We start from the raw sequence: 23,789 nt of genomic DNA, 5'->3' as shown, positions 1-23,789 counted from the left end.
CTCCGCACGATCCGTCCACGCAGTGACGGTCCACGCACTGACGAAAGTGAGCCACACATGCGACTCATGTCCCGAACGGGCCTCGCCGCCCTGGCCGTCGGCACCGCCCTCCTGGCGGGCGCGGCCCCGGCCTTCGCCGACGCGGCGCCGTCCGCGATCCCCAGCACCCCCGCGGTGAGCGAGGCCGGCGCGGTCCCCTCGGCGACCGAGGACGCCGGGAACCCCGAGGACGCCCGGAAGGCCTCCGAGGCCCCCTCCGCCGTGCCGACCCAGGTCGGAGTCGTGCCGAGGGGCGCGGCCGACACCGGTGTCGCGGAGGACTCCGGGAGCCACGCCGGGCTGATCGGCGGCGGTGCGGCCGCCGCCGCGTTCGCCGCGGCCGGCGCGGGCTTCCTCGTCGTACGGCGCCGGAGGGCGACCGGCGCATGAGCCCCCTCTCCAGGCGCGCCCTGGCCGCCGCCGCCCTCGCCGTCCTGCTGACGGGCTGCGGCGGCGGCCCGGCCGACCGCCCCACGGGCGGGGCCGGCACCGGCGCGGCCCCCGGCACACCCTCCGTCGCCCCGACCCGCACCGCACAGGCCGCGCGCCCCCTCGCACGCTCGGTGCCGGTCACGCTGCGGATCCCCGCCATCGGGGTCGACACGCCGGTGCTGCGGCTGGGGCTGCGGGCCGACGGCACCGTGGAGGTGCCGCCGGTCCAGGCGCACGACCGCGCGGGCTGGTACGGGCACTCGCCGACGCCGGGGCAGACCGGACCGTCGGTGATCCTCGGCCATGTCACCGTCGGCCAGTACGGCGACGGTGTCTTCCGCCACCTCGACCGGCTGCGCCGGGGCGACCGGATCGCGGCGCGCCTGGGGAACGGCACGACGGCCGAGTTCGCCGTCACCGAGGTACGGACCGTCGACAAGGCGGAGTTCCCGACCGAGGACGTCTACGGGAACGTGGACCGGCCGGAGTTGCGTCTCATCACGTGCGGCGGTCCCCGCAGCGGGGCCGGCTACCGCGACAACGTGATCGTCTTCGCCGCCCTGACCTCCGCCTCCGACTCCGCCTCGACCTCTGCGGGAGAACGTTGAAACGGCCCGCTCGCTCCCGTGAGCGCGAGAGGGCGGCGTCCGAACTGTTCGCCGCCCTCTACCCACGCCTCGCCGGCTGGTGCCGCCGGCTCGTCGACGACGACGGGACCGCCCACGAGATCGCCTCGGAGGCCTTCACCCGGCTCTGGGCCCGCTGGACGTCCGTCGCGGAACCCCAGGGCTTCCTCTACGTCACCGCCGCCAACCTGGTCCGCGACCACTGGCGCAAGCTGGAGCGGGAGCGCCGGGCCGTGCGCCGGGCCACCGCCGAGGCCGCCGTGCACCCGGCCGCCGCACCGGACGACCCCTCGGTCCGGCTGCTCGTGCAGTCGCTGCCCGACCGGCTGCGCGTGCCGATCATGCTGCACTACTACGCTGACATGCCGATCCGGGAGGTGTCCGTGCTGACCGGGCGCAAGGAAGGGACCGTCAAGGCCGACCTGCACGCGGCCCGCGAACTGCTCCGCGCCCACTTGAGGAGAAGCCTTGATCACACCCGCTGACGACTTCGACGACGGCCCGGACCTCGACCGCCCCGAGCCCGACGACCCGCTCACCGTCATTCTGCGGCCCCCCGCCGGCCATCTCGCCCCGCCGCCCGGCCGCTACGAGGAGATCCGCCGCGGCGCCTCCCGCCGTCGGCTGCTGCGCACCGCCGCCGGGGTCGGCGCGACCTGCGCCGTCGCCGCGCTCGCCGTGCTGCTGCCGCTGCGGCCGACCACGCACGAGCCCCCGGCCCGCCCGACGGTCCCGCTCGCCCCGGCCCCGGCGAGCAGCCCGTCGACCGGACCGGACCCGTCGGCCGACGCGGTCCCCTCGGCCGTGCCCGAGGCCTCGGCGGCCGAGCGGCGGGGCACCCCCACCCCCTCCAAGGCGTCCCGCGCCTCCGAGGACGCCCGGGCCAGCGACGCCCCCACCTCCGCCTCCGACGTCGAGCGCTCCACCACCCCCCGGGCGCCGTCGAGCGCGCCCTCGGCGTCGAGTACGCGCCGCTGAGGCCGATTCGCACGCCGTAGCCGTCGGCCGGTCGGTGCTCCTACCATGGAAGTCGCCGTCGGGGGAGGGTGGGGGACGTGTCGCGCAGCGAACCGCAGCGGCCGGGACGCCGGCTGGAGGACTCGATCGCCTGGGCGGTCCGCAACGCGGACGGGGTCGTCGCCATCGGCGTCGCCCTGACGGTGGGTCTGCTGGACATCACCGACCAGGACTTCGACCGGGACAACAACGTCGTCACCGGGTCCATCCTGCTCGTGCTGGCCGCCCTGGTGTACGGCTCGCTGACCGAGCGCCGACGCCGGATGGCCGACATCAGAGCCGCCACCGCCGCGACCGGCCGGGCGATCGAGGACCTGGCCATGGTGCGCAGCCTCGCCGGACCCGAGGTGACCCTCGCCCACGAACAGGCCCGCCGCACCACGGCCCGGTGGGTGTTCAAGGGCGGCACCGGCACCTATCTGCGGGCCGTCACCCTGCCCCAGTGCGTCCTGGAGGCCCAGCGGCAGCGCCGCGCCCTCAGCATGAAGATCGACATCGTCAACCCGGCCGACGACCGGGTCTGCGAGGCCTACGCCCGCTTCCGCCGCACCTTCGGCCACGACGGCACCGGCGGCTGGACCACGGAACGCACCCGCAAGGAGTCGTACGCCACCGTCCTGGCCGCCGTCTGGCACCGGCAGCGGCTGGACACTCTGGAGATCGACGTGCACCTGAGCTCGGTGGCCCCCGCGCTGCGCTTCGACCTCTCCGACACCTGCCTGATCATCACCCAGGACGACCCGCGCCGCGTCAGCCTCTGCGTGGAGCGGGACCGGCCCTTGTACGACTACTACGTCACCGAGTTGCACCAGAGCCGCGAGCAGGCCGTCAAGCTCGATCTGCGGGAGGCGACCGAGCTCGGCGACGAACCCACCGTGGACGAGGTCAGACGCCTGATGGACCGGCTCGGGGTGCCCCTGCCGTCCAGCTTCACCGACCGCGACGTGGGCGAGATCGTCGACAAGGCGCTGCGCGCGGAGGACCCCTACCGCGGCTGACCGCGCCCCACTCAGGTCCGTCGAGTTCCATCGACCGGTCCATCGAGGTCGATCGAGGTCATCGAGGGGGAGACCATGGACTACCCGGCCCTGGAACGGGCCGCCCGGCGGGGTGAGTCCGCCGAGCTGGTGCGGCACGCCGCATCGGAACTGCAGCAGGTCGCCACCGGCGGCCGCGCACTGCGCGCGGTGCGCCATCCACTGGGGTTCGTCTGTCTGCCCGTGCTGCGGGACGGGCCGGACGGCGTCTGCGTCCACGTCTTCGGACCGACGGACCCGATCCTGACCGATCACCAGGTGCACTCGCACAGCTGGGACCTGATCAGCACCGTGCTCTACGGACAGCTCGACAACCGGCGGATGGGGGTGGCCGAGGAGACCGCGGAACCCACCCACCGCGTCTTCGAGGTCCTCAGCAGGGCCACCGGTGTGGACGAACTGCGGCCCACCAGACGGCTGGTGCGCTGTGTGCCGGGCCCCGGCCAGACCAGCTCCCGGGGCCAGACCTACGCCCTGCCGGCGGGTGAGTTCCACACCACCGTGGTGCCGGACGGCCGTCCGACCGCCACCCTGGTGCTGGGGCGGACCCTGCCCGGCCGGGCGGACCTCTCCCTGGGCCCGTTACGGGCCCCGGGCCACCGGGTGGTCCGCAGGATGTGCGACGCGGCCCAGACCGCCCGGATCGCCCAGGCCGCGCTCAGGAGGATCCATGAGCCCGAACCCCCGCCCGCCGGCTGACCGCACCCGGGAGTGCCGTACGGCGGTGGCGGCCGCCGAGGCCGCGGGGGCGCTGCTGCGCTCCCGCTTCCCGGACGGCTTCGCGGCCCGGCCCAAGGGAGCGAACGGCGATGTCGTCACCGACCTGGACCTGCTGGCCGAACGGCTGGTCGTCGACCGGATCCGGGAGGACTTCCCGTACGACCGGATCCTCGCGGAGGAGACGGGCGACGCGGCGGCCGGGGACGGCGGCCGCCGGACCTGGCTGGTCGACCCCCTCGACGGCAGCAACAACGTGGTGATCGGGCTGCCCGTCTACGTCGTCGGCATCGCCCTGTGCGTCGACGCGCTGCCCGTCGTCGGGGTCGTGCACGAGCCGCTGACCGGCCGGACCTGGTCGGCCGTGCACGGCACCGGCGCCCGCGGCCCCGACGGCCCGCTCGCTCCCGCCCCCCGCCCGGCAGCCCCCGCCGGACCCCTCCTCGCCTGGACCCAGGGCCACGCGGTCCGCCGTGACGACCCCGTTGCCCGCGCCCTGCGCCACACCCTCGAACTGCGCTCCCGCCGCCTGCTCCAGCTCTGGGCGCCCCTGGTCGCCTGGGCCATGCTCGCCCGGGGCGACATCGACGGCTTCGTCGGCTACCGCGCCGAGGCGATCGACCTGCCGGGCGGCGCCCTCCTCGCCCGCGAGGCCGGGGTGCGCCTGTGCCACCTGGACGGCCGCGACTTCCCGGCGTCCTTCACCGGCCCGGACACGGACCGCTCCTTCGTCGCCGCCCGCCCCGAGCTGCTGCCCCACCTGCTGGACCTGGTGGCCGGCCCGGCCGCGGCTACCGCGTCAGCGCCAGCGCTGTCACCGACGCCGCGACCGCGCTGACCGCCAGCACCGCGCCCGTGCCCATCAGCCGGGCCACCGGCACCCGTACGCCGTACGCGACGCAGCGCTCGTACCAGAGCAGGGTCGCCAGGGAGGCCCACGGGGTGATCACCGGACCGGCGTTGGTGCCGATCAGCAGGGCGAGGAGCTGGTCGTGGTTGCCCACCGGGACCGCGCCCTCGCCCGCCAGATAGACGGGCAGGTTGTTCAGGACGTTGGACAGCCCGGCGCCGACCGCCGCGGCGCGGAACAGGCCCAGGGTGCCGCCGTCGTGCCCGACCGCCGAGGAGAGCAGCGCATGCAGTCCGTGGGCGTTGACCGTCTCCACCACCAGGAACATCCCGGGCACCATCACCAGCAGCCGCCACGGCACCAGGGACCAGCGCAGCGCCGCCCGCTCCCGCGCGGCGAACGCCACGACGGCCACCGCCGCGGCCGTCGCCGACGCCACCCACAGCTCCACGTCCGCGACCAGGATGGCCAGCAGAAACCCCCCACAGGCCACCGCACAGGCCCGGAACACCACGGGGTCGGCGGGCCGGTGGGCACCGGGCGGCACATACCGATCGGCCGCCGCGCCGGTCCGCCCGGCGTCGGCCCGTGGCGCCTTTGCCCGCGGGTGCTCCACCCGTGCCGCCCCCGGGCCGGCGCCCGGGCTGGGCCTCGCGGTGGGCGCTCGTCGGCCCCGGCGCCAGAAGAAGCCCCACAGACACGCCGTCGTCACCGCGATCGCCGCGAGCTGCGCGGCCCACATCCGGCCGGCCAGGCCCAGGGAGGACAGGGCCACCCGGTCCGCGGCCAGGAGGTTCGTCAGATTGGAGACGGGCAGCAGGAGGCTCGCGGTGTTGGCCAGCCAGACCGTCGTCATGGCGAGCGGGACCGCCGCGATGCCCACCCGGCCGGCCAGCGCCAGCATCACCGGCGTCAGCAGCACCGCCGTCGTGTCCAGGTTCAGCGAGATCGTCGTGATCGACGCGAAGGCCACGCACAGCAGGAAGAGGAGGGGGTAGCTGCCCCGGCCCGCCCGGGCCACGCTCGCCGCCACCACATCGAACACCTCCGCCCTGCTGGTGAGTTCGGCCAGCACGATCACGGTGCCGAGGAACGCCAGCAAGGGGGCGATCCGGCGCATCGCGTCCCCCGCGTCGGCGGCCGGCAGCAAGCCCGAGGCCACGCACAGCAGTCCGGTCGCGAGCAGGGCGACCGCCACCCGGTCCAGTACATGCAGACGCCGTAAGACAGACACGGGGGAAGGGTCGCACAGGTGTGCTCCCGTGTGACCAGGGGGTTGGCGTGAAATCAGTCCAAAACGGCGCTCGTCCATTGCATCATGAATACATGGGGGACCGTCAGATGACCGGGAACACCGGGCCGTTGGACTTCTTCGTCAGTTACTCGCCCGCCGACGAGCGCTGGGCGTCCTGGATCGCCTGGACCCTGGAGGAGGCCGGCTACCGGACCGTCCTGCAGGCCTGGGACTTCGTGCCGGGCACGAACTTCGTGGACTTCATGGACCGGGGGGTGAGCGAGTCCGCGGCCGTCATCGCCGTACTGTCCAGGAACTACGAGCGGTCGAGGTACGGCCGGATGGAGTGGCAGGCCGCCCTGCGCGCCGACCCGGACGTGCCCGAGCGCCGGCTGATCACCGTCCGCGTCGAGGACATCCCCGTGGAGGGACTCCTCGCCACCATCACCTACGTCGACCTCGTCCCGGTGACCGATCCGGCCGCCGCCCGCGACCTGCTGCTCACCCGGGTCCGGCAGGCCCTCGACGGACGGGCCCGCCCCAGTCTGCGGCCCGGCTACCCGGGGGAGGGACAGCCCGCGGCGCCCGCACCGGTCGTACCGGTGGCACCCCCGCCCGGCCGCCCGCTCGGCGGACTCGGCTGGGCCGGCCGCCGCAGACCCCCGGCCCCGCCCGCCTACCCGCGCACCGACGGCGACCCGGCGGTCCGAGACGCGGTCACCGTGCTCCACCTGGCCGGGCCCGTCTTCGGGCGCGGCCAGGACCCGGCCGAACTCCAGGCGGCGATCTGGGGCGACCTCGTCGAGCTCACCGACGCGGGCGCCCCCTCCCCGGACCTGCTGGTCGTCACCGGCGACCTCACCGCCTCCGGCAGCCCCCGCGAGTTCGACCAGGCGCTCGCCTTCCTCACCGGACTGCGCGCCCTGCTCGGCCTCGAACCGCACCGCGTCGCCCTCGTGCCCGGCGGCCACGACGTCAACCAGGCCGCCTGCCGCGCCTACTTCAGCACCTGCGAGGCCGACGAGATGCCGCCCCGGCCGCCCTACTGGCCCAAGTGGCGCCACTTCGCCCGCGTCTTCCAGGAGCTCTACCAGGGCCTCGACGCCGTCTTCGACAGCGACCAGCCCTGGACCCTGTTCCCGGTGCCCGAACTGCACACCGTCGTCGCCGGCCTCAACTCCTCCATGGCGTACAGCCACCGGCTCGACGACCAGTACGGCCTGGTCGGCCGGGAGCAGGCCGCCTGGTTCGCGCAGGCCCTGCGGCCGTACGAGCAGGAGGGCTGGCTGCGGATCGGCGCCCTGCGCCACGCCCCCGGCACCGTCCCGCAGGGCGTCCTGCGCACGGCCGCCCAGAACGGCTCCGGCCCCCTGCGCGACACGGACGTCCTGGCCCGCCTGACCGCCCCCCGCCTCCATCTGCTGCTGCACGGCCCCGCCGGACCCGGCGCCCGCCCCCTGCTGACCACCGCCGCCGGCGAAGTGCCCCTGCTCGGCGTCGCCGGACCCGCCCGGCACCAGCTCCTGCGCATCGGCCGGGACGGACTCGCGACCTGGCCGGGACCCGGTGAACCACGCCAGGACCGTCTCGAGTGGCGCCGCGCCCACCGCGCCTTCGGCCCCACCGACCCCACCGCCGCCGACCCGGAGACGGTCCGCACGCCCGACCCCGAGCCGCGCGCCGTGCAGTCCCCGGCCGAGATACTGCTCGCCCGGGTCGCCGAGGTCTGCCGCACCCGGCACGAGGGCGCCCAGATCCGCCCCGTCGACGGACCCGTGCCCCAACTCCTCGTCACCTGGACCCAGTCGGGCTTCGTCCGTCAGCAGCGCGTCGCCGTCCACACCGGCACCCCCACCGCCCAGGACGTCGACCGGGTCGTCGCCCTCGTCCACGCCGCCGACTCCGAGACCGAGGCCGAACTCGTCCACGACGGCCCCCCGCCCGCCCGCGAGCTCAGGGACCTGGCCCGCCGCCGGGGCGTACGGGTGCGCAGCTTCACCGAGTTCCAGGGCCTGCTCGACCTGCGCGCCTACGTCGGCGCCCAGAGCGAACGCCTGCGCACCGACCCCCGCTATCCCCCGGGCATGTACCTGCCGCAGCGCTACCGGGAGGTCGAGCGGCTCGACGCCGAGGACCGCGACGGCCTGGTCGACGCGATGCTCCGCCTCCTCGACTCCGACCAGGGCCGCTTCCTGCTGCTGCTCGGCGACTTCGGCCACGGCAAGACGTTCGCGCTGCGCGAGCTGGCCCGCCGTATCCCCGCCGAACTGCCGCACCTCGTCCCGCTGCTGGTCGAGCTGAACGCCCTCGACCGCGCCTACTCCTTCGAGGGCCTGGTCGCCGCCCACCTCGCCGCGCACGGCGTCGACAACATCGACCTGCGCGCCTTCCGGTACATGCTCCAGCAGGGCCGGATCGTGCTCCTGTTCGACGGCTTCGACGAGCTCGTCACCCGCGTGACGTACGACCGCGCCGCCGAACGCCTCCAGGTGCTGCTGGACTCCGCCGTGGACAGCGCCAAGATCGTCGTCAGCAGCCGCACCCAGCACTTCCGCTCCCAGGGCCAGGTCCTGACCGCCCTGGGCGAACGCGTCGGCATGCTCCCGCACCGCCGTGTCCTCGCCGTCCAGGAGTTCACCCCGCAGCAGATACGCGCCTACCTGGTCAACCGCTACGACGGCGACGAACGCGCCGCCGACCGCCGCGTCCGCCTGCTCGACGCCATCCCCGACCTGCTCGCCCTGTGCCGCAACCCCCGCCTCCTCGGCTTCGTCGCCGACCTCGACGACGACCAGCTGCGCGCGGTCGCCGGGGCCGGCCGGGCCCTCAGCCCCGCCGGGCTCTACCAAGAGGTCCTCACCGCCTGGCTGACGTACGAGCAGCAGCGGGCGAGCGGCGGCCCCGGCCGCACCCCCGGACTCGGCCTCGACCAGCTCTGGAACGCGGTCACCGCGCTCGCCCTCAGGCTGTGGCAGACCGGCCAGGAGTCGTTGCGGCTCGACGAGCTCACCGATGTGGCCGAGACCCTCACCGGACTCGCCGCCGGCCGGCTCTCCCCGGGGCAGGCCGCCCACGCCGTCGGCTCCGGCACCCTGCTGGTGCGCAGCGACGACGGGGTGTTCCGGTTCATCCACGGCTCGGTCGTGGAGTGGCTCATCGCCCGTGAGTGCGCGAACCGGCTTCTCGCCGGGGACAGCGCGCTGCTCGCCCGGCGCCGCCTCAGTCAGCTCGCCGTGGAGTTCCTGTGCGACCTCGCCGACCACCGTGCCTGCCAGGCATGGGCCGAGCGCACACTCGACGGCGGCGAGGACGAGGTGGCCCGCGCCAACGCCGTGAAGATCCTCTCCCGGCTGCGGGTGCCCGCCCACACCGATCTGCGCGGGGCCGCGCTCGCCGGGGAGGACCTCTCCTACCGCGACTTCTCCGGCGTCGACCTCACCCGCGCCGACCTCACCGACGCCCGGCTGGTCGGCGCCAACCTCGCCGGCGCGGTCCTGCGCGACGCCCGGCTGACCGGCGCCCGGCTCGACGGCGCCGACCTCTCCGACGCCGATCTGCGCGGCGCCGACCTGCGCCGGGCCCGGCTCATCCGCACCGACCTGACCGGCGCCCGGGTCGAGGGGGGCCGCTGGCAGCGCGCCGCCCTGGTCACCGCCACCGCCGAGCAGGGGCTGCTGCGGGCGCCCGAGCTTGCCGCCGCCGCCCTCGCCCCCGGTATGGCCGTCGACTCCGGCTTCCGGCCCTCGGCGGTGGGGGTGCCGTACGGCTTCGACATGCGCACCAGCCGACTGCCCGAACCGATCTCCTACAGCCCCGACGGCGAACTCCTCGCCGTCGGCGCCGAGGACGGCGGGGTGCTGGTCTGCGACGCGGCCACCGGCACCGCCCTGCGCACCCTGGAGGGGCACACCGACCGCGTCTACGCCGTCAAGTTCCGGCAGCGGGTCCTCGCGACCGGCAGCGCCGACGGGACCGTGCGCCTGTGGGACCCGGTGTCCGGGCGCTGTCTGCAGGTGCTGGACATCCATCCGCGCGGGGTGTGGCCCGTCGCCCCGGACGCCGACGGCTCGCTGCTGGCCACCGGGGACGCCGAGGGTGTGGTCACCGTCTGGGACACCGCCTCGGGCACCCCGCTGCACCGGCTGCCCGGCCACTTCGCGCCCGTCTACACCGTGGCCTTCGCACCCGGTGGGACGACCCTGGTCACCGGGGACGCCTCCACGTCCGTACGGCTGTGGGACCTCACGACCGGGCGGTGGGCCGGTGAGCTGCCGGGCCACCAGAGCGCGGTGTACCGGGCGCGGTTCAGCCCGGACGGCTCGCTGCTGGCCACCGGTGACCGCGGCGACGAGCGGCAGGGCGGCACGGTCCGGATCTGGAACGTCGCCGACCGCAGCCTCCGGCACGAGTTCACCGGGCACACCGGCCGGGTCTACACCCTCGACTTCCACCCCGGCGGCCGTTACCTGGTGAGCGGCGACACCGAGGGGGAGGTGCGGCTGTGGGACCTGGCCGAGGGGACCGGCGCCGGGCTGCTCGGCGGCTGCCGGGGCGCCGTGTACCAGGTGCTCTTCGACCCGGACGGCGCCCTGCTCGCCGCCGGGGACAGCCAGGGCGTGGTCCGGCTCTGGCGGATCGAGCCGGGCGCGGACCCGGTGGCCGTCCCGCTCACCCGGCAGCCCGCCGAGCACCGGGGCTCGGTCTGGGTCTGCAAGTTCCGCCCGCACGGCGACGCCCCCGCCCCGGACACCGGGCCCCTCCTCGTCACCGGCGGCAACGACGGGGTGGTCCGGCTCCACGACCCCGCCACCAGCCAGGGCCGGCGCATCCTGCGCGGCCACGGCCGGAAGATCGGCACGCTGTCCTTCAGCTCCGACGGCTCGATCCTCGCGGCGGGCGGCAACGACGGCGTGATCCGGCTGTGGAACTCCCATACCGGACAGCGGCTTCGGGAGCTGACCGGGCAGAGCGACCGGCTGGTCTCGGCCGTGTTCAGCCCCGGCGGCACTCTCCTCGCCACCGCGAGCAGCGACGGCGACCTGTATCTGTGGAACGCCTCGACGGGCGAGTACCAGCGGGAGATGGACGCGGAGACCGACCACGTCTGGGCCGAGGCGTTCAGCCCCGACGGCGATCTGCTCGCCACCGCCAACGACGACGACACCGTCCGCCTCTGGTACCGGGCCACCGGCGCCCATGTCGTCACCATCGGCGAGCACTTCGGGCGGGTCCGCTCCATCGCCTTCCGGGCGGACGGGCGGGCCCTCGCCACCGGCTGCGACGACCGCCGGGTGCGCGTCTGGGACCTGGAGGAGCGCCGGATCACCGCGGTCCTCGACGGCCACACCGACCGGGTGTACGCGGTGGCGTTCGCCGCCGACGGCTCCTGGCTGGCCAGTGCCGCCTGGGACGGGGACGCCGTGATCTGGCGGGACGGGGTGGCCGTGCACCGGCTGTCCGGTCACACCGGAAAGCTGTGGACGGCCGCGGCGCATCCGCTGCGTCCGCTGCTGGCGACGGCCGGCGACGACCGCACGGTCCGGCTGTGGGACGCGCACACCGGGCGGGAGACGGCCGCGCTGAGCGGTCACACCGGGCGGGTGCTGGCGGTCGCCTTCAGTCCCGACGGCTCCCTGCTGGCCAGCGGCGGTGAGGACGGCACGGTCCGCCTCTGGGACGTCCCGGCCGACGGCCCGGCGGCCCTGCGCGCCACCCTGGTGGGTCTGCCCGGCGGCTGGGCCGCGCTGGCGCCCTCCGGCGGCTACAAGTACGAGGGCGACGTCACCGGCGAGTTCTGGCACGCGGTCGGCATGTGCCGGTTCGAGCCCGGGGAGCTGGACGGGCATCTGCCGGGGGTGCGGAACGTGCCGCTGGAGGATCCGCTGAGGTGAGACGTCAAGCGTCCTGGGCCGCCGTGTCGTAGCGCTCGCGGGCCTCGTGGACCTCCTCGATGTGAATCTCCGCCCAGTCCTTCACGGCGGTCAGGAGGACGGCGAGGCTGCCGCCGAGGTCGGTGAGTTCGTAGTCGACGCGGACCGGGACGGACGGCGTGACGGTGCGGCTGAGGAGGCCGTCGCGCTCCAGGGTGCGCAGGGTCTGGGTGAGCATCTTGGGGCTGACGCCGGCGAGCTTGCGGCTGAGGTCGCTGTAGCGCAGGGGTCCGGGCGAGAGGGCGGCGACGACGAGACTGACCCATTTGTCGCTGAGGCGGCCCAGGAGCTCGTTGGTGGGGCAGGCCCGCAGGAAGGCGTCGTACGCGACGCGCGCCTGCTCGCGCCGCTGGGCCGCGGTGGTGGTCGCCATGGCTTCCCTCCCGGGGACCTAGGCACTCTCAGGTAACTACTTCCGAATGGATAGTAGCTCTTCCTACGGTTGTCGCGGTACGGCGGAAAGCCGCACCAACAGCCTTTCAGTCATGGGGAGTCGAGATGCGTGCCGCAGTGGTGAGGGCGTTCGGTGAGCCCGAGGTCGTCGAGGTCGTGGAGACGGAGGTACCGGAGCCGGGGGCGCGACAGGTGAGGATCAAGGTGGCGGCGGCCACGCTGAACCCGGTGGACGCCGGGGTGCGGGGCGGGTTCTTCGGTGGGGCGGGCAAGCGCATCGGGTTCGGCTGGGACGTGGCCGGGACGGTGGACGCGACGGGCGTGGCCACGGCGTGGAGCGTCGGCGACGAGGTGGTGGCGCTGGATCCCGGCATGGTCCGTCCGGTGGGCACGCACGCCGAGTACGTCGTCGTCGAGACGGACGCGGTGGCGAAGGCGCCGGCCACGGTCGACGCCGTCCATGCCGCGACGCTGCCCCTGAACGCCCTGACCGCCGTCCAGGCCCTGGACCTGCTGGAGTTGCAGGAGGGGCAGTCGCTCCTGGTGACCGGCGCCGGGGGCGCGGTCGGCGGGTTCGCGGTCCAGCTCGCCGCCCGTCGCGGGGTGTCGGTGACCGGGCTGGCCAGGGCGGGCGACGAGGAGCTCGTACGGTCGCTGGGGGCCGCGCGCTTCACCTCCGGCGAGGTCGGGGCGGGCGGCGTCGACGCCGTGCTGGACGCGGCGGTGCTCGGTGGGGCGGCCCTGGAGTGGGTGCGGGACGGCGGCGCCTACGTGGGCGTGCGGCCCGGCGCGCATCCCGCGTCGGTGCGCGGGGTGCGGACGGCCGCCGTGGCGGTCGCCGCCGACGGGGCGCGGCTCGCGGAGCTGGCGGCGCTGGTGGACGAGGGGGTGCTGACGCTGCGGGTCGCCGAGACCTACCCCCTGGACGAGGCCGCGAAGGCCCACGCCCGCCTGGAGGAGGGCGGGGTACGGGGGCGGCTGGTGCTGGTTCCCTAGGCGCCGGTGCGCACCGTGAAGGCCGCCGTGTGGACCGTTCCGCCCGCCTTGAAGTCCAGGAAGAGGCGGTAGGCGCCCGCGCTGGGCGTGGTCGCGGCGAAGGAGACGTCCGGGCCCGAGGTGCGGCCCTCCCGGGCCTCGCCGTGCGGGTGCACATGGAGGTAGGCGAGGTCGCCCGAGCGCAGGGCGACGAGATGGCCGTAGGCGCCGAGGTAGGGCTGGAGGTCGGTGACCGGTCGGCCGTCGCGCTCGACGGTGAAGGTGAGGTCGCTCTCCGCCCCCGGCCGCAGTCGGCCGGCGAGGGTGACGGTGTAGCCGTCGACGGTCGTGGTGGGGGAGGGCGGGGCCGGTGCGGTCGCCTCGTACCGCCCGGTGACGGTGAGGTCGGCGCCCAGGGTGAGGCCCTTCTTCGCCCCGGCGGGGCGGAAGTCGGCGAAGACGCGGTAGGAGCCCGCCGTCGGGAGGTCGACCGGTGTGCTCCAGGTGCCGTCCGCGTCGCGGGTGGGGTGGAGGTGGCGGTAGGTGGTCAGCTCGCGCGAGGCGACGATCAGGTGGAGCTGCTTGGTGTGCTCGGTCGCGTAGGACGTGACCGGCTCCCCGTGCGCGTCCCTGATCGTGAGGCGCAGGGTGCCGGGCCGGCCGGCGGACAGGGTCCGGGTCTCCAGGTCGAGGGTGTGCCCGCCCTCGGAGACCTGGAGTCCGGCCGGGGTGAGCTGTATCTGCTCCGCCTCCTCGGAGTGCGCCTCGCCGTGGGCGGCGGCGGGTCGCGGGGGCGGAGAACCGGGCCCGATCCCCGCCCCGATGCCGTAGGCGGCACCGAAGACCACGGCGAGCCCGGCGGAGAACGCCCCGATCGTCTGGAGGGGTTTCATGGCGGGCTCCCGTCGTATTGCCGCTGTCGTCGCTAAATACCTCCCGGGGGTATTCAGCGATGATGTTATACCCCCCAGGGGTACCTCGCCACCCCTACTTGAGCGCCGCCAGGGCGATCCGCTGGGCCACCGCGTTCAGGCCCTCGCCCTTCGCGTTCGTGGAGTTGACCGAGTACACGAGCGTGCGGCTGAGATCGCGGGTGCCGAGGATCATGCTGCTGTAGCCGTAGCGGGCACCCGACTTGAGCCAGTAGACCGTCCCCTCGTACTCGAACCGCTGGAGCCCCGCGCTGTAGGTGGCGCCCTCGATGCCCGCCGGGACGGTGAACATCTCCCGCAGCTGCGGCCGTGGGACGATCCGGCCCCGGAAGAGCGAGGTGAGCAGGCGCTCGAGATCGGCGGTCGTGGAGATCATGCCGCCGGCCGCCTCGTCGGCGGGGATCCACTCGGTGACGTCGACGTACTCGGTGGTCCCGTCGGCCTTCTTGACCGCCTGGTAGCCGTGGTTGTGCGGGCCGAGGACGCGCGGGTCGTTGCCCGGGAAGTACGTGTCCCGCATGCCGGCCGGCGCGAGCACCAGCCGGGTGGCCCCGGAGGCGTACGACCGCCCGGTCACCTTCTCGATCAGCAGGCCGAGGAACGTGTAGTTGATGTTGAGGTAGTGCTGCTTCTCCCCCGGGCGGAACTCGGGCTCCTTCGCCCCCGCCGAGGCCGCGACCTCCCGCGCGGGGAGCGACTCGAAGCGATGGGCGTACACCTCCTCGAAGGTGTTCCCGAGTCCGTCGCCGGCCGGGATGCCGCTGGTGTGGTTGAGCAGCTGCCGAACGGTGATCGGCCGGAACTGCCGGCCGAGGAGCCCCGGCAGATAGCGCTGGATCGGCCGGTCCAGGTCGACCCTCCCCTCGGCCGCCAGCCGCAGCACGGCCGCCGCCGTCACCGTCTTCGTCGTCGACCCGGCCCGGAACCGCGCGTCCGGATCGGCCGCCCTGCCGCTCGCCAGGTCGTGCACTCCCGCGCTGCCGCGCCAGGTGCCGTCCCTACCGCCGACACGGACCAGGGCGGCGGTCGCGTCGGCGTCCGGGAGTCCGGAGAGCGCGGCGGCGAGCGCCTGTTCGTCGAGCGTGCTCGCCCGCTGGACGGCAGGGGCGGCGGCGAACGCGGGCGCGGCGGCCAGCGGTCCGGCCGCCGCGAGGGCGAGGACGAGGGAGGCGGCGAGGACGGTCGTGCGGCGACGAGCGCGCATGCGAGGACTCCTGGGAAAGGAAGGGGGGCGGTGATCGGAAGGTTCGTGAAGATCCTCCGGCGCGGCGCGAGGAAAGGGATCCTCACCGAGGAGGGCACCCGGCCCTGACCGGACCCGGAGCAACTCCCCTCACCGATGGGTGAGTTGTGAGGGGTGGCCCCTACGGGTGTCGAAAAAGTGTTATCCCCTGGCCGGTTCGGCCGTCCCCTCGGGTGTGATCTCCGACATTGCCAACCACGGGGGCCCGGCTGAGAGGGTGCGGGCATGAGGACGTACGCCGACGCCGAGGCCGGGCGGCACTGGCGGGCCACCGTCGCCGCCGCACAGGCGGGCGACCGCCAGGCCCTGGACGAGCTGGTCGCGGGCTGGCTGCCGCTGGTCTACAACATCGTCGGCCGCGCCCTGAACGGCCACGCCGACGTGGACGACGTCGTCCAGGAGACCATGCTGCGCGCCGTCGACAACCTCGGCTCCCTGCGCGACCCGGACAGCTTCCGCCCCTGGCTGGTGGCGATCGCCATGCGGCAGATCCGCGACCGGGCCCGCCGCAGGACCGCCACCCGCCTCGACGAGAGCGCGGCCCCCGAGGGAAGCGCCGACTTCGCCGAACTCACCGTGCTCAGGCTCCAGTTGGAGGGTCAGCGGCGCGAGGTCGCGGAGGCGGTGCGCTGGCTGGACGACGAGGACCGTCAGCTGCTGTCCCTGTGGTGGCTGGAGGTCGCCGGTGAACTCACCCGCCGCGAACTCGCCGCCGCCGTCGGCATCAGCCGGCAGCACGCCGCCGTGCGCGTCCAGCGGGTGAAGGAACGCCTCGAGGTCTCCCGGGGCATCGTGCGCGCCCTCGACGGCGCCTGCCCCGACCTGCGCGAGCTGACCGCCCGCTGGAACGGCCGCCCCGACTCCGTCTGGCGCAAACGGCTGGCCCGGCACATCCGGGGCTGCGGCTACTGCGGGGACACCCGCGAGACCGTCGTCCCGGCGGAACGGCTGCTCGTCGGCATCGCGCTGGTCCCCGTCCCGGTCGGCTTCACGCTCTCCCTCGGCCTCGGCGGCAAGACCGCGGCGGCCGTGACGGGCTCCGCCTCCGTCGGCTGGTCCGCGAAGGTGCTGGGCGCGCTGACCAAGCCCGCCGTCGCGGTGACGGCCGGCGCCACCCTCGCGGCGGGCGGCGTCTACGTCGCCGTACACCCGCCCGAGGACCCGCCGCCGCGCACCACCACCGTCCCCACGGCTGCGGCCACCACCGCCGGGCCGCGGCGCGCGCCGGTCCCGACCCCGTCCGCCGCACCGTCGGCATCCGCGTCCGCCTCCGCCTCCCCGTCCCCGTCGGCGACGAGGAAGGCGGAGTACGGCAGTGTCGTCGACGCCGTCGACAAGGCACCCGACCCCGACACCCCGCCCGGCGCCCTGCCGCACCGGCCCGAGCCCGGCATCACCAGCACCGGTGGCGCCCATGCCGTCATGAACCACCGCGGGGACGCGGTCACCCTCAGCGGCCGGGGCTATGTCCTCGTGCGCTGGCAGATCTCGCCGCGGTACCGGTCCGGCAGCCTGGTCCCGCCGTCCTGGACCGGCCTGAAGGGCAAGCTGTTCCACGTCGCCTCGGGCGGCGGGCGCCGGATGGACGACCCGACGAGCACCACCGACGCCACCGCCACCGGCATGGGCAGCGCGGCCACCGGATACACCGTCCTGCCCGCCGGCACCCAGCAGATGTGGCAGAACGAGTACTTCTACGTCGACGGCAGCGTCACCCTCACCGTGAACGAACGCGGCGCCGACTACGGCGTCAGCGTCTTCCCCAGCACCTGGGACGCCGTGGAGAAAGACATCGTCACCGGCCCGCCCGAGGGAGCGGTGCGCTACGGCCTGGTCCGGGACACCGGGGGCGACGACACCCCCGTGCCGCAGTACGTCACCCGCGACACCCCGGCCGACCCGGCGACGGTGGCTCAGACCTCACGGGTGTAGCGGTCCTGCGCGTCCAGCGCCTCGTCGCCGTGGTCGTGCGCCCAGGCGCCGAAGGCCTCGGGGCGAGCAGTGTCCGCCCCGGACCGGTGAGCGCGTACTCGACCCGGGGCGGCGACCCGCCGTACGCCCGCCGTGCCACCAACCCGTTGAACTCCAGCCGGCGCAGGGCCTCGGTCAGCACCTTCGGGCTGATCCCGCCGATGCGCGCCCGCAGCTCACCCGGGCGGGCCGGACCCTCCTTCAGGGCCCGGATCACCACCGGGTTCCAGGTGTGGGTGACGAGGTCGAAGGCGAGCCGGGTCCGGCAGTCGGCGAGGAAGTCCTGGTCGGCGGTCATCCGGTGGCCTGGCCCGGGCCGGTCTGCTGGAGGCGACGGCGGCGCTGCTGATCCGCCTGTGGCTCGGCGAGGGCGCGGACGCCCAGGCGATCTCGCCACCGCTGGCGTACGCCAGGGGCTGGTGCCGGGGCACTAGCTCGCGTCCCTGAGGCCGGTCAGGACGTCGATGCGGTTGGTGGTGATCGAGTCCACGCCCAGCTCGATCAGACGGCGCATCGAGCGACGGGTGTCCGGGGTCCACACGGAGAGCAGCCGGCCGCCGCGGTGGACCCGCTCGGCCAGGGCCCGGTCCACGAGGGAGAAGCGGTAGTTCAGCCAGCGCGGCTTGACCGTGTCGAGCAGGACCGGGCGCGGCGGCGCCACGCTGGTGCGGGTCAGGGCGATCTCGGCGGACGGATCGGCCGCCCGGACGGCGAGCATCTCCTCGGCGCCCGCGCAGTAGTAGGCGCGATCGGCCGCCCCCGCCTCGCGCACCGCGTCCACCACCCGTCGCGCCTGCCGCACGTCCCGGGTGCCCGGCAGGTCGATCATCACCCGGGTGCCCTCGGTCGCCGCGAGCGCCTCCGCGAGGGTCGGCACCCCGCCCGCCGTCAGTCCGCGCACCTCGTCGGCCGACAGCGACCGCAGCGGACGGTCCAGCTCCCACAGCCGCTTCAGCGTCGCGTCGTGCAGCAGCACGGGCACGCCGTCCCTGGTGAGGCGGACGTCGAACTCGACGGCGTCCGCGCCCAGGGCGAGCGCGGCACGCAGCGAGCCGAGCGTGTTCTCACGGAAGCGGTAGGGGGCGCCGCGATGGGCCACGGCGGTCAGCGTCTGCATGGGCCCATTGTGTCCGGGTCAGTCTGCGAGCCACGCGGCGGTGTACGTGTCGATCTCCGCGCTGATCCCGGCCTTGCCGGGACCGTCCAGGAAGGACGCCTCGACCGCGTTCTTCGCGAGGTCGGCGAGGCCGCGCTCGTCGAGGTCGAGGAGCCGGGCGGCGACCGCGTACTCGTTGTTGAGGTCGGTGCCGAACATCGGCGGGTCGTCGGAGTTGACGGTGACGAGGACCCCGGCCCGCACGAACTCCTTGATCGGGTGCTCGTCGAGGGTGCGGACGGCGCGCGTGGCGATGTTGGAGGTCGGGCACACCTCCAGCGCGACGCGGTGCTCGGCGAGGTGCGCGAGGAGCTTCTCGTCCTGCGCGGAGCTGGTGCCGTGCCCGATGCGTTCGGCGCGCAGGTGGGTGAGCGCGTCCCACACCGTCTCCGGGCCGGTCGTCTCCCCGGCGTGCGGCACGGACCTGAGGCCCGCGGCGATCGCCCGGTCGAAGTAGGGCTTGAACTGCGGGCGCGGTACGCCGATCTCGGGTCCGCCGAGGCCGAAGGAGATCAGCCCCTCCGGCCGGAGCCGGTCGTCCGTGGCGAGCCGCGCGGTCACCTCGGCGGACTCGAGCCCCGCCTCTCCGGGAATGTCGAAGCACCACCGCAGCACCGTCCCGAACTCCGCCTCGGCCGCCTTGCGGGCGTCCTCGATCGCGTCCATGAAGGCCCGCTCGTCGATGCCGCGCCGGGTCGAGGAGTACGGCGTGATGGTCAGCTCGGCGTACCGCACCTGCTGGCGGGCCAGGTCCCGGGCCACCTCGTACGTCAGCAGGCGGACGTCCTCCGGGGTACGGATGAGGTCCACGACGGACAGGTACACGTCGATGAAGTGCGCGAAGTCCGTGAACGTGAAGTAGTCGGCCAGGGCCTCGGCGTCGGTGGGCACCTTGGAGTCGGGGTGCCGGGCGGCGAGCTCGGAGACGATACGGGGGGAGGCGGAGCCGACGTGATGGACATGCAGCTCGGCCTTGGGCAGCCCGGCGATGAACGCGTGCAGGTCCCGCACCCCGGCACCGGCGGTGGGCCCGACGGGGGCACCGGAGGAGGTGGAGCCGGCGGGGGCGTGGGAACCTGCGGGGCTGCCGGACGCGGCGGCTGCGGCGGAGGCGTCGAGGCGGTCGGTCAAGGGGTCCTCCCCGGGACGGCGCCCCCGGCCGGACGAACGGACCGGACGGGACGCGGGTGATCGGCTGATCGGTGGGTCAGGGCCATCGTAGGCGGGGGGAGAGGGGAGGGGGCGACGGAGGTGGGGGTGCCGCTGAGACTCGGCCGTCGGCCTTCGGGCTGCGCCCGCGCGGGCATGGCTTGGGCCGTAGCATGACGGAACGTTCGACAGAGGGGACCCGTGCATGTCCGACGACGCGCCGACTCCGGCCGGTGACGCCGCCCGTGAAACATGGCCGGCCCCTGCCTCCACCGAGCCGGACGGCCCCGAGGACACGACTCCCGGGGTGCCGCTGGAGAAGGCGGCCGCGGTGCAGGCTCCGCCGGAGGGCGTGCGGTCGGAGGGAACGCGGTCGGACGAGGTCCACTCGGACGAGGTGCCCCTGGCCGAGGGTTCCGCCCCCGCCGCCGACACCCACGCGGCCTCCGCCCACACGGCCGTCACGAGCGAGCCGCCGCCCGAGACCGCGCCTGCCGCGGACGCGATACCGCAGCCTTCGGCGAACGGCACCGCCCCTGCGCCTTCGTCCTTCGCGGCCGGCGGCGCGGACGCGGTACCGCGGCCTTCGGCGAACGGCACCGCCCCTGCGCCTTCGTCCTTCGCGGCCGGCGGCGCGGACGCGGTACCGCAGCCTTCGGCGAACGGCACCGCCCCTGCGCCTTCGTCCTTCGCGGCCGGCGGCGCGGACGCGGTACCGCAGCCTTCGGCGAACGGCACCGCCCCTGCGCCTTCGTCCTTCGCGGCCGGCGGCGCGGACGCGGTACCGCAGCCTTCGGCGAACGGCACCGCCCCTGCGCCTTCGTCCTTCGCGGCCGGCGGCGCGGACGCGATACCGCAGCCTTCGGCGAACGGCACCGCCCCTGCGCCCTCGTCCTTCGCGGCCGGCGGCGCCCCGCGGCCTTGGCCCGCCCCGGCCACCTCACCGCCCCCGGCGAACGGCCCCACGCCTGTTCCCCCGGCGGACGCCGTACCCCCGCCCCTCGCAGTCGGCGCCGCCCCGCACTCCTGGGCCAGTCCCGTGCCCCCGCCCGCGCCGACCCCCTTCGCCTCCTTCCCTCCGCCGGATCCGGCCACCTTGGCGGCCGGTGCGCCGCCGAACCCCTTCGCGCCGCCCCTCGCCCAGACCGGTCCGGTGCCTCCGCCGCCGATTTCCCCGGACGGTCCCGGTCGGATGCCGTACGGCTACCCAGGGGCCTACGGCTATCCCGCCCCGGGCCCGGGCGGCCCCTACTGGCCCGGCATGCCGCCCATCGAGAGCAACGGGATGGGGGTGGCCTCGATGGTGCTGGGGATCGCCTCGGCCCTGATCTTCTGTGTGTGGCCGCTGGCTATCGTCACCGGCATCCTGGGCGTCATTTTCGGCGCGATCGGCCGCAGGAAGGCCGGCCGGGGCGAGGCCGGCAACCCGGGCCAGGCCCTGGCCGGGATCATCTGCGGCATCGCGGGCGTCGTCCTGGGAGTGGGCCTGGGCGTCCTGGTCTTCATGATCCCGGCCTAGCACCTGCCGGACGGGGGAGGGGAATGGCCCCCGGCCCCAGACCCCCGGCACCCCAGGACCTGGCCCCGGGCCCCGGCTCTCCCGCGCCCGAGACCCCCTGCTCTCCCGCGCCCTGGTCCCCTGCCCCGGCCCGGTTACCCCCGGCTCCGGCCCCCCGCCGCCCAGCCCGACTGCACCCCCGCCCGGCCCGCCGTCAGGCGCCCCTCACTCCCCTCTCAGCCGCTCCCGAGCCCCCATCAGCGCGAAGCCCAGGAGATTCGGCCCACGCCACCGCTCCGGATCCCCCGCCGCCTCGTCGTCCGCCGCGAGGCCGATGCCCCAGACGCGGTCGACCGGGCTCGCCTCGACAAGGACGCGGTCGCCCGTGCCGAGCAGGAAGCCGGTCAGCTCCGGGGTGGAGCGGAACTTGTGGACGCTGCCCTCGACGACGATCCGGAACCGCTCCCGCTCCCAGGTCCGCTCGTCGAAGCCGCGCACGAGCCGGCCCGCCTTCTTCGCCTGGGAGGGGTGCGCGGCGCCCAGCGCCCGCCGCTCCGCCTCCGCGTCACCGAACAGACGGGCCTTCTCCGCCATCATCCAGTGCTCGGCCGTCGCATAGCTCACCCCGTCCACCACGAACGGTGACGGCCACCACTGGCTGAGACAGCTCGAACCCAGCCGGCCGTCCGGCCGCGGGCGGTGTCCCCAGAAGTGCAGGTACTTGATCCTCGCCCCCGCCCGGACCTGCCTGACCAGGGCGTCCAGACCATCGATCCTCTCCATGCACGCCAGCATGGCAGGCACCACTGACACTGCGTCCCGCCTTTTCCGCCACGACTCGACACCTGGTCGACAGATTCCGTCGCGTAACCAAAAGGCAACAACGGAATCACTTGTTGGAGTGCCATTGCTCTGTCAGGATCGGCACTCAAATCAGGCTGGAGCTACGCCACCGGCCCCCGCACGAGGCGGGGCGAAGGCGGAGGAGAGCGACATGCAGAACCCGGGTACCGCCACCCCGGACACCACCGACAGGTTCCCCGCACGAGAACGCTTCGCGGACGGCGCTCAGTACATCGCGGGCCGCCTCACCCGGGGCACCTCGGGCCGCACCCACACCGTGATCGACCCGGCCACCGGCGAGGAGGTGTACACGTACGAACTGGCTTCCGCCGCCGACGTGGACGCGGCCGTCGCCGCGGCCCGCGCCGCCTTCCCCGGCTGGTCCGGCGCCACGCCCGGCGAGCGTTCCGACGCCCTGCACCGCTTCGCCGCCGTCCTCGCCGACCGCGCCGAGGAGTTCGCCCGCGCCGAGTCCCTCCAGTGCGGCAAGCCGCTGAAGCTGACGCGCGAGTTCGACGTCCCGGGGACGATCGACAACACGGCCTTCTTCGCCGGCGCCGCCCGGCACCTCCAGGGCCAGGCCGCCGGCGAGTACTCCGGCGACCACACCTCCTACGTCCGCCGGGAACCCATCGGCGTCGTCGGCTCCGTCGCCCCCTGGAACTACCCCCTCCAGATGGCCGCCTGGAAGATCCTCCCGGCGATCGCGGCGGGCAACACGATCGTGCTCAAGCCCGCCGAGCTCACCCCGCTCACCTCGCTGCTGTTCGCCGAGGCGGCGACGGCCGCCGGTATCCCGGACGGGGTGATCAACGTCGTGACGGGGACGGGGAAGGAGGCCGGTGAGCACCTCGTGGGACACCCCGACGTCGCGATGACCTCGTTCACCGGCTCCACCGCCGTCGGCCGGCGCGTCGCCGAGATCGCCACCGCCACCGTCAAGCGCCTGCACCTGGAGCTCGGCGGCAAGGCCCCCTTCGTCGTCTTCGACGACGCCGATCTGGAGGCCGCCGTCAACGGGGCCGTCGCCGGCGCGCTCATCAACACCGGGCAGGACTGCACGGCCGCCACGCGCGCGTACGTGCAGCGTCCCCTCTACGACGCGTTCGTCGAGGCGACCGCCGCCCTCATGGCGGGCGTGCGGGTCGGTGACCCGTTCGCGGCCGGCACGGACATCGGCCCGCTCGTCTCCCACGCCCAGCGCGACCGCGTCGCCGCCTTCGTCGACCGGGCGCGTGCCTACGCGCGCGTGGTGACCGGCGGCGAGGCCACCGGCGGCGACCTGGCGAAGGGCGCCTACTACCGGCCCACCCTGATCGCGGACGCCGCCCAGGACAGCGAGGTCGTCCAGTCCGAGATCTTCGGTCCTGTCCTGGTCGTCCTGCCCTTCGACACCGACGACGAGGGCATCCGGCTCGCCAACGACACGCCGTACGGGCTCGCCGCCTCCGCGTGGACCCGGGACGTGTTCCGGGCGAACCGTGCGACACGCGAGATCGCCGCGGGATGCGTGTGGATCAACGACCACATCCCGATCATCAGCGAGATGCCGCACGGCGGGTACAAGGCCTCCGGCTTCGGCAAGGACATGTCAGCGTATTCGTTCGACGAGTACACCCAGATCAAGCACGTTATGTTCGATAACACGGCGGTGGCCCGGAAGCCCTGGCACCGCACGATCTTCGGGGACCGATAGCCACAGCCCCGGCCGCTCACCGCGGCCGGCTTCCCGAAAGGGCACCAAGCG

The 23,789-nt window shown here is 74.5% G+C and carries 19 protein-coding genes and 2 pseudogenes; 13 read left to right on the top strand and 8 right to left on the bottom strand.

Annotated features, from left to right (window positions below; all coding sequences use genetic code 11):
- The first annotated feature begins 66 nt into the window (after nt 1-66).
- The 7 genes from OG852_RS15285 to OG852_RS15255 all read left to right on the top strand — a co-directional run bounded on the left by OG852_RS15285 (nt 67) and on the right by OG852_RS15255 (nt 4,706).
- Nucleotides 67-429 (top strand): Tat pathway signal sequence domain protein, encoded by a 363-nt coding sequence (locus tag OG852_RS15285; RefSeq protein ID WP_133917145.1) that lies wholly within the window; start codon nt 67-69, stop codon nt 427-429.
- Nucleotides 426-1,079, top strand: a complete 654-nt coding sequence (locus OG852_RS15280) for a class F sortase (protein ID WP_330348247.1) — start codon at nt 426-428, stop codon at nt 1,077-1,079. The genes OG852_RS15285 and OG852_RS15280 overlap by 4 nt, the downstream gene beginning before the upstream one ends.
- The gene (locus tag OG852_RS15275) at nt 1,076-1,582 is read left to right on the top strand and encodes an RNA polymerase sigma factor (protein ID WP_133917143.1); all 507 of its coding nucleotides are present in this window, start codon (nt 1,076-1,078) and stop codon (nt 1,580-1,582) included. The genes OG852_RS15280 and OG852_RS15275 overlap by 4 nt, the downstream gene beginning before the upstream one ends.
- Complete coding sequence (locus OG852_RS15270; protein WP_330348246.1) at nt 1,566-2,075, top strand: hypothetical protein; 510 nt, start codon at nt 1,566-1,568, stop codon at nt 2,073-2,075. The genes OG852_RS15275 and OG852_RS15270 overlap by 17 nt, the downstream gene beginning before the upstream one ends.
- A 77-nt stretch (nt 2,076-2,152) precedes the next feature.
- The gene (locus OG852_RS15265) at nt 2,153-3,112 is read left to right on the top strand and encodes a hypothetical protein (protein ID WP_330348245.1); all 960 of its coding nucleotides are present in this window, start codon (nt 2,153-2,155) and stop codon (nt 3,110-3,112) included.
- 75 nt (nt 3,113-3,187) lie between these two features.
- Nucleotides 3,188-3,850 carry a hypothetical protein gene (locus tag OG852_RS15260; RefSeq protein ID WP_330348244.1) on the top strand — a complete coding sequence of 221 codons (663 nt, stop codon included), beginning with the start codon at nt 3,188-3,190 and terminating at the stop codon, nt 3,848-3,850.
- Nucleotides 3,822-4,706: an inositol monophosphatase family protein gene (locus OG852_RS15255; protein WP_330348243.1), complete on the top strand. Its 885-nt coding sequence runs from the start codon at nt 3,822-3,824 to the stop codon at nt 4,704-4,706. Before OG852_RS15260 ends, OG852_RS15255 begins: the two co-directional genes overlap by 29 nt.
- On the opposite strand, the gene OG852_RS15250 is transcribed toward OG852_RS15255, so the two are convergent.
- Nucleotides 4,660-5,952, bottom strand: coding sequence for an SLC13 family permease (locus OG852_RS15250; protein ID WP_330348242.1), 1,293 nt, complete (start codon nt 5,950-5,952; stop codon nt 4,660-4,662). The two genes, OG852_RS15255 and OG852_RS15250, sit on opposite strands and share 47 nt — an antisense overlap.
- A gap of 92 nt (nt 5,953-6,044) precedes the next feature.
- On the opposite strand from OG852_RS15250, the gene OG852_RS15245 reads away from it, so the two are divergent.
- Complete coding sequence (locus tag OG852_RS15245; RefSeq protein WP_330348241.1) at nt 6,045-11,843, top strand: TIR domain-containing protein; 5,799 nt, start codon at nt 6,045-6,047, stop codon at nt 11,841-11,843.
- A gap of 4 nt (nt 11,844-11,847) precedes the next feature.
- Here the strand turns inward: OG852_RS15245 and OG852_RS15240 are convergent, their stop codons facing one another.
- Nucleotides 11,848-12,255, bottom strand: a complete 408-nt coding sequence (locus OG852_RS15240) for a winged helix-turn-helix transcriptional regulator (protein ID WP_330348240.1) — start codon at nt 12,253-12,255, stop codon at nt 11,848-11,850.
- Between the two features lie 125 nt (nt 12,256-12,380).
- On the opposite strand from OG852_RS15240, the gene OG852_RS15235 reads away from it, so the two are divergent.
- On the top strand, nt 12,381-13,271 hold the full coding sequence (locus tag OG852_RS15235; protein ID WP_330348239.1) for an NADP-dependent oxidoreductase: 891 nt from the start codon (nt 12,381-12,383) through the stop codon (nt 13,269-13,271).
- On the opposite strand, the gene OG852_RS15230 is transcribed toward OG852_RS15235, so the two are convergent.
- Nucleotides 13,268-14,143, bottom strand: a complete 876-nt coding sequence (locus OG852_RS15230) for a hypothetical protein (RefSeq protein ID WP_330348238.1) — start codon at nt 14,141-14,143, stop codon at nt 13,268-13,270. The genes OG852_RS15235 and OG852_RS15230 overlap by 4 nt on opposite strands.
- A 94-nt stretch (nt 14,144-14,237) precedes the next feature.
- Complete coding sequence (locus OG852_RS15225; RefSeq protein ID WP_330348237.1) at nt 14,238-15,386, bottom strand: serine hydrolase domain-containing protein; 1,149 nt, start codon at nt 15,384-15,386, stop codon at nt 14,238-14,240.
- 264 nt (nt 15,387-15,650) lie between these two features.
- Here OG852_RS15225 and OG852_RS15220 point away from each other — a divergent pair, with 264 nt between their 5' ends.
- Entirely contained in the window at nt 15,651-17,357 is a 1,707-nt protein-coding gene (locus tag OG852_RS15220) for an RNA polymerase sigma factor (RefSeq protein WP_330348236.1), read from the top strand.
- Here the strand turns inward: OG852_RS15220 and OG852_RS15215 are convergent.
- Nucleotides 17,339-17,694: pseudogene (locus OG852_RS15215) on the bottom strand (winged helix-turn-helix transcriptional regulator). The gene OG852_RS15220 and the pseudogene OG852_RS15215 sit on opposite strands and share 19 nt — an antisense overlap.
- Between OG852_RS15215 and OG852_RS15210 the strand changes: the two are divergent.
- Nucleotides 17,691-17,843 (top strand): annotated as a pseudogene (locus tag OG852_RS15210) (NADP oxidoreductase); the annotation flags it as partial. The pseudogenes OG852_RS15215 and OG852_RS15210 overlap by 4 nt on opposite strands.
- On the opposite strand, the gene OG852_RS15205 reads toward OG852_RS15210, so the two are convergent.
- Complete coding sequence (locus OG852_RS15205) at nt 17,827-18,513, bottom strand: glycerophosphodiester phosphodiesterase (protein ID WP_330348235.1); 687 nt, start codon at nt 18,511-18,513, stop codon at nt 17,827-17,829. The pseudogene OG852_RS15210 and the gene OG852_RS15205 overlap by 17 nt on opposite strands.
- 18 nt (nt 18,514-18,531) lie before the next feature.
- Nucleotides 18,532-19,752 carry an adenosine deaminase gene (locus OG852_RS15200; RefSeq protein WP_443064648.1) on the bottom strand — a complete coding sequence of 407 codons (1,221 nt, stop codon included), beginning with the start codon at nt 19,750-19,752 and terminating at the stop codon, nt 18,532-18,534.
- Between the two features lie 154 nt (nt 19,753-19,906).
- Between OG852_RS15200 and OG852_RS15195 the strand changes: the two genes are divergently transcribed.
- A complete protein-coding gene (locus tag OG852_RS15195; RefSeq protein WP_330348234.1) occupies nt 19,907-21,220 on the top strand; it encodes a DUF4190 domain-containing protein in 1,314 nt (437 codons plus the stop codon).
- 204 nt (nt 21,221-21,424) lie between these two features.
- Here OG852_RS15195 and OG852_RS15190 read toward each other — a convergent pair whose 3' ends face one another.
- Nucleotides 21,425-21,982, bottom strand: coding sequence for an NADAR family protein (locus tag OG852_RS15190; RefSeq protein ID WP_133917130.1), 558 nt, complete (start codon nt 21,980-21,982; stop codon nt 21,425-21,427).
- 211 nt (nt 21,983-22,193) lie between these two features.
- On the opposite strand from OG852_RS15190, the gene OG852_RS15185 reads away from it, so the two are divergent.
- Complete coding sequence (locus OG852_RS15185; RefSeq protein ID WP_133917129.1) at nt 22,194-23,738, top strand: gamma-aminobutyraldehyde dehydrogenase; 1,545 nt, start codon at nt 22,194-22,196, stop codon at nt 23,736-23,738.
- The last annotated feature ends 51 nt before the right edge of the window (nt 23,739-23,789 follow it).

It is taken from the genome of Streptomyces sp. NBC_00582, assembly GCF_036345155.1.
Taxonomy (GTDB): domain Bacteria; phylum Actinomycetota; class Actinomycetes; order Streptomycetales; family Streptomycetaceae; genus Streptomyces.
This window is presented reverse-complemented; position numbering and strand designations above follow the sequence as displayed.

Bases quoted from the DNA above. Each gene is read 5' to 3' on its own strand.
- OG852_RS15285 (WP_133917145.1), top strand. From the start codon at position 67: ATGTCCCGAACGGGCCTCGCCGCCCTGGCCGTCGGCACCGCCCTCCTG.
- OG852_RS15280 (WP_330348247.1), top strand. From the start codon at position 426: ATGAGCCCCCTCTCCAGGCGCGCCCTGGCCGCCGCCGCCCTCGCCGTC.
- OG852_RS15260 (WP_330348244.1), top strand. From the start codon at position 3,188: ATGGACTACCCGGCCCTGGAACGGGCCGCCCGGCGGGGTGAGTCCGCC.
- OG852_RS15255 (WP_330348243.1), top strand. From the start codon at position 3,822: ATGAGCCCGAACCCCCGCCCGCCGGCTGACCGCACCCGGGAGTGCCGT.
- OG852_RS15245 (WP_330348241.1), top strand. From the start codon at position 6,045: ATGGGGGACCGTCAGATGACCGGGAACACCGGGCCGTTGGACTTCTTC.
- OG852_RS15240 (WP_330348240.1), bottom strand. From the start codon at position 12,255: ATGGCGACCACCACCGCGGCCCAGCGGCGCGAGCAGGCGCGCGTCGCG.
- OG852_RS15235 (WP_330348239.1), top strand. From the start codon at position 12,381: ATGCGTGCCGCAGTGGTGAGGGCGTTCGGTGAGCCCGAGGTCGTCGAG.
- OG852_RS15230 (WP_330348238.1), bottom strand. From the start codon at position 14,143: ATGAAACCCCTCCAGACGATCGGGGCGTTCTCCGCCGGGCTCGCCGTG.
- OG852_RS15225 (WP_330348237.1), bottom strand. From the start codon at position 15,386: ATGCGCGCTCGTCGCCGCACGACCGTCCTCGCCGCCTCCCTCGTCCTC.
- OG852_RS15220 (WP_330348236.1), top strand. From the start codon at position 15,651: ATGAGGACGTACGCCGACGCCGAGGCCGGGCGGCACTGGCGGGCCACC.
- OG852_RS15205 (WP_330348235.1), bottom strand. From the start codon at position 18,513: ATGCAGACGCTGACCGCCGTGGCCCATCGCGGCGCCCCCTACCGCTTC.
- OG852_RS15195 (WP_330348234.1), top strand. From the start codon at position 19,907: ATGTCCGACGACGCGCCGACTCCGGCCGGTGACGCCGCCCGTGAAACA.
- OG852_RS15190 (WP_133917130.1), bottom strand. From the start codon at position 21,982: ATGGAGAGGATCGATGGTCTGGACGCCCTGGTCAGGCAGGTCCGGGCG.
- OG852_RS15185 (WP_133917129.1), top strand. From the start codon at position 22,194: ATGCAGAACCCGGGTACCGCCACCCCGGACACCACCGACAGGTTCCCC.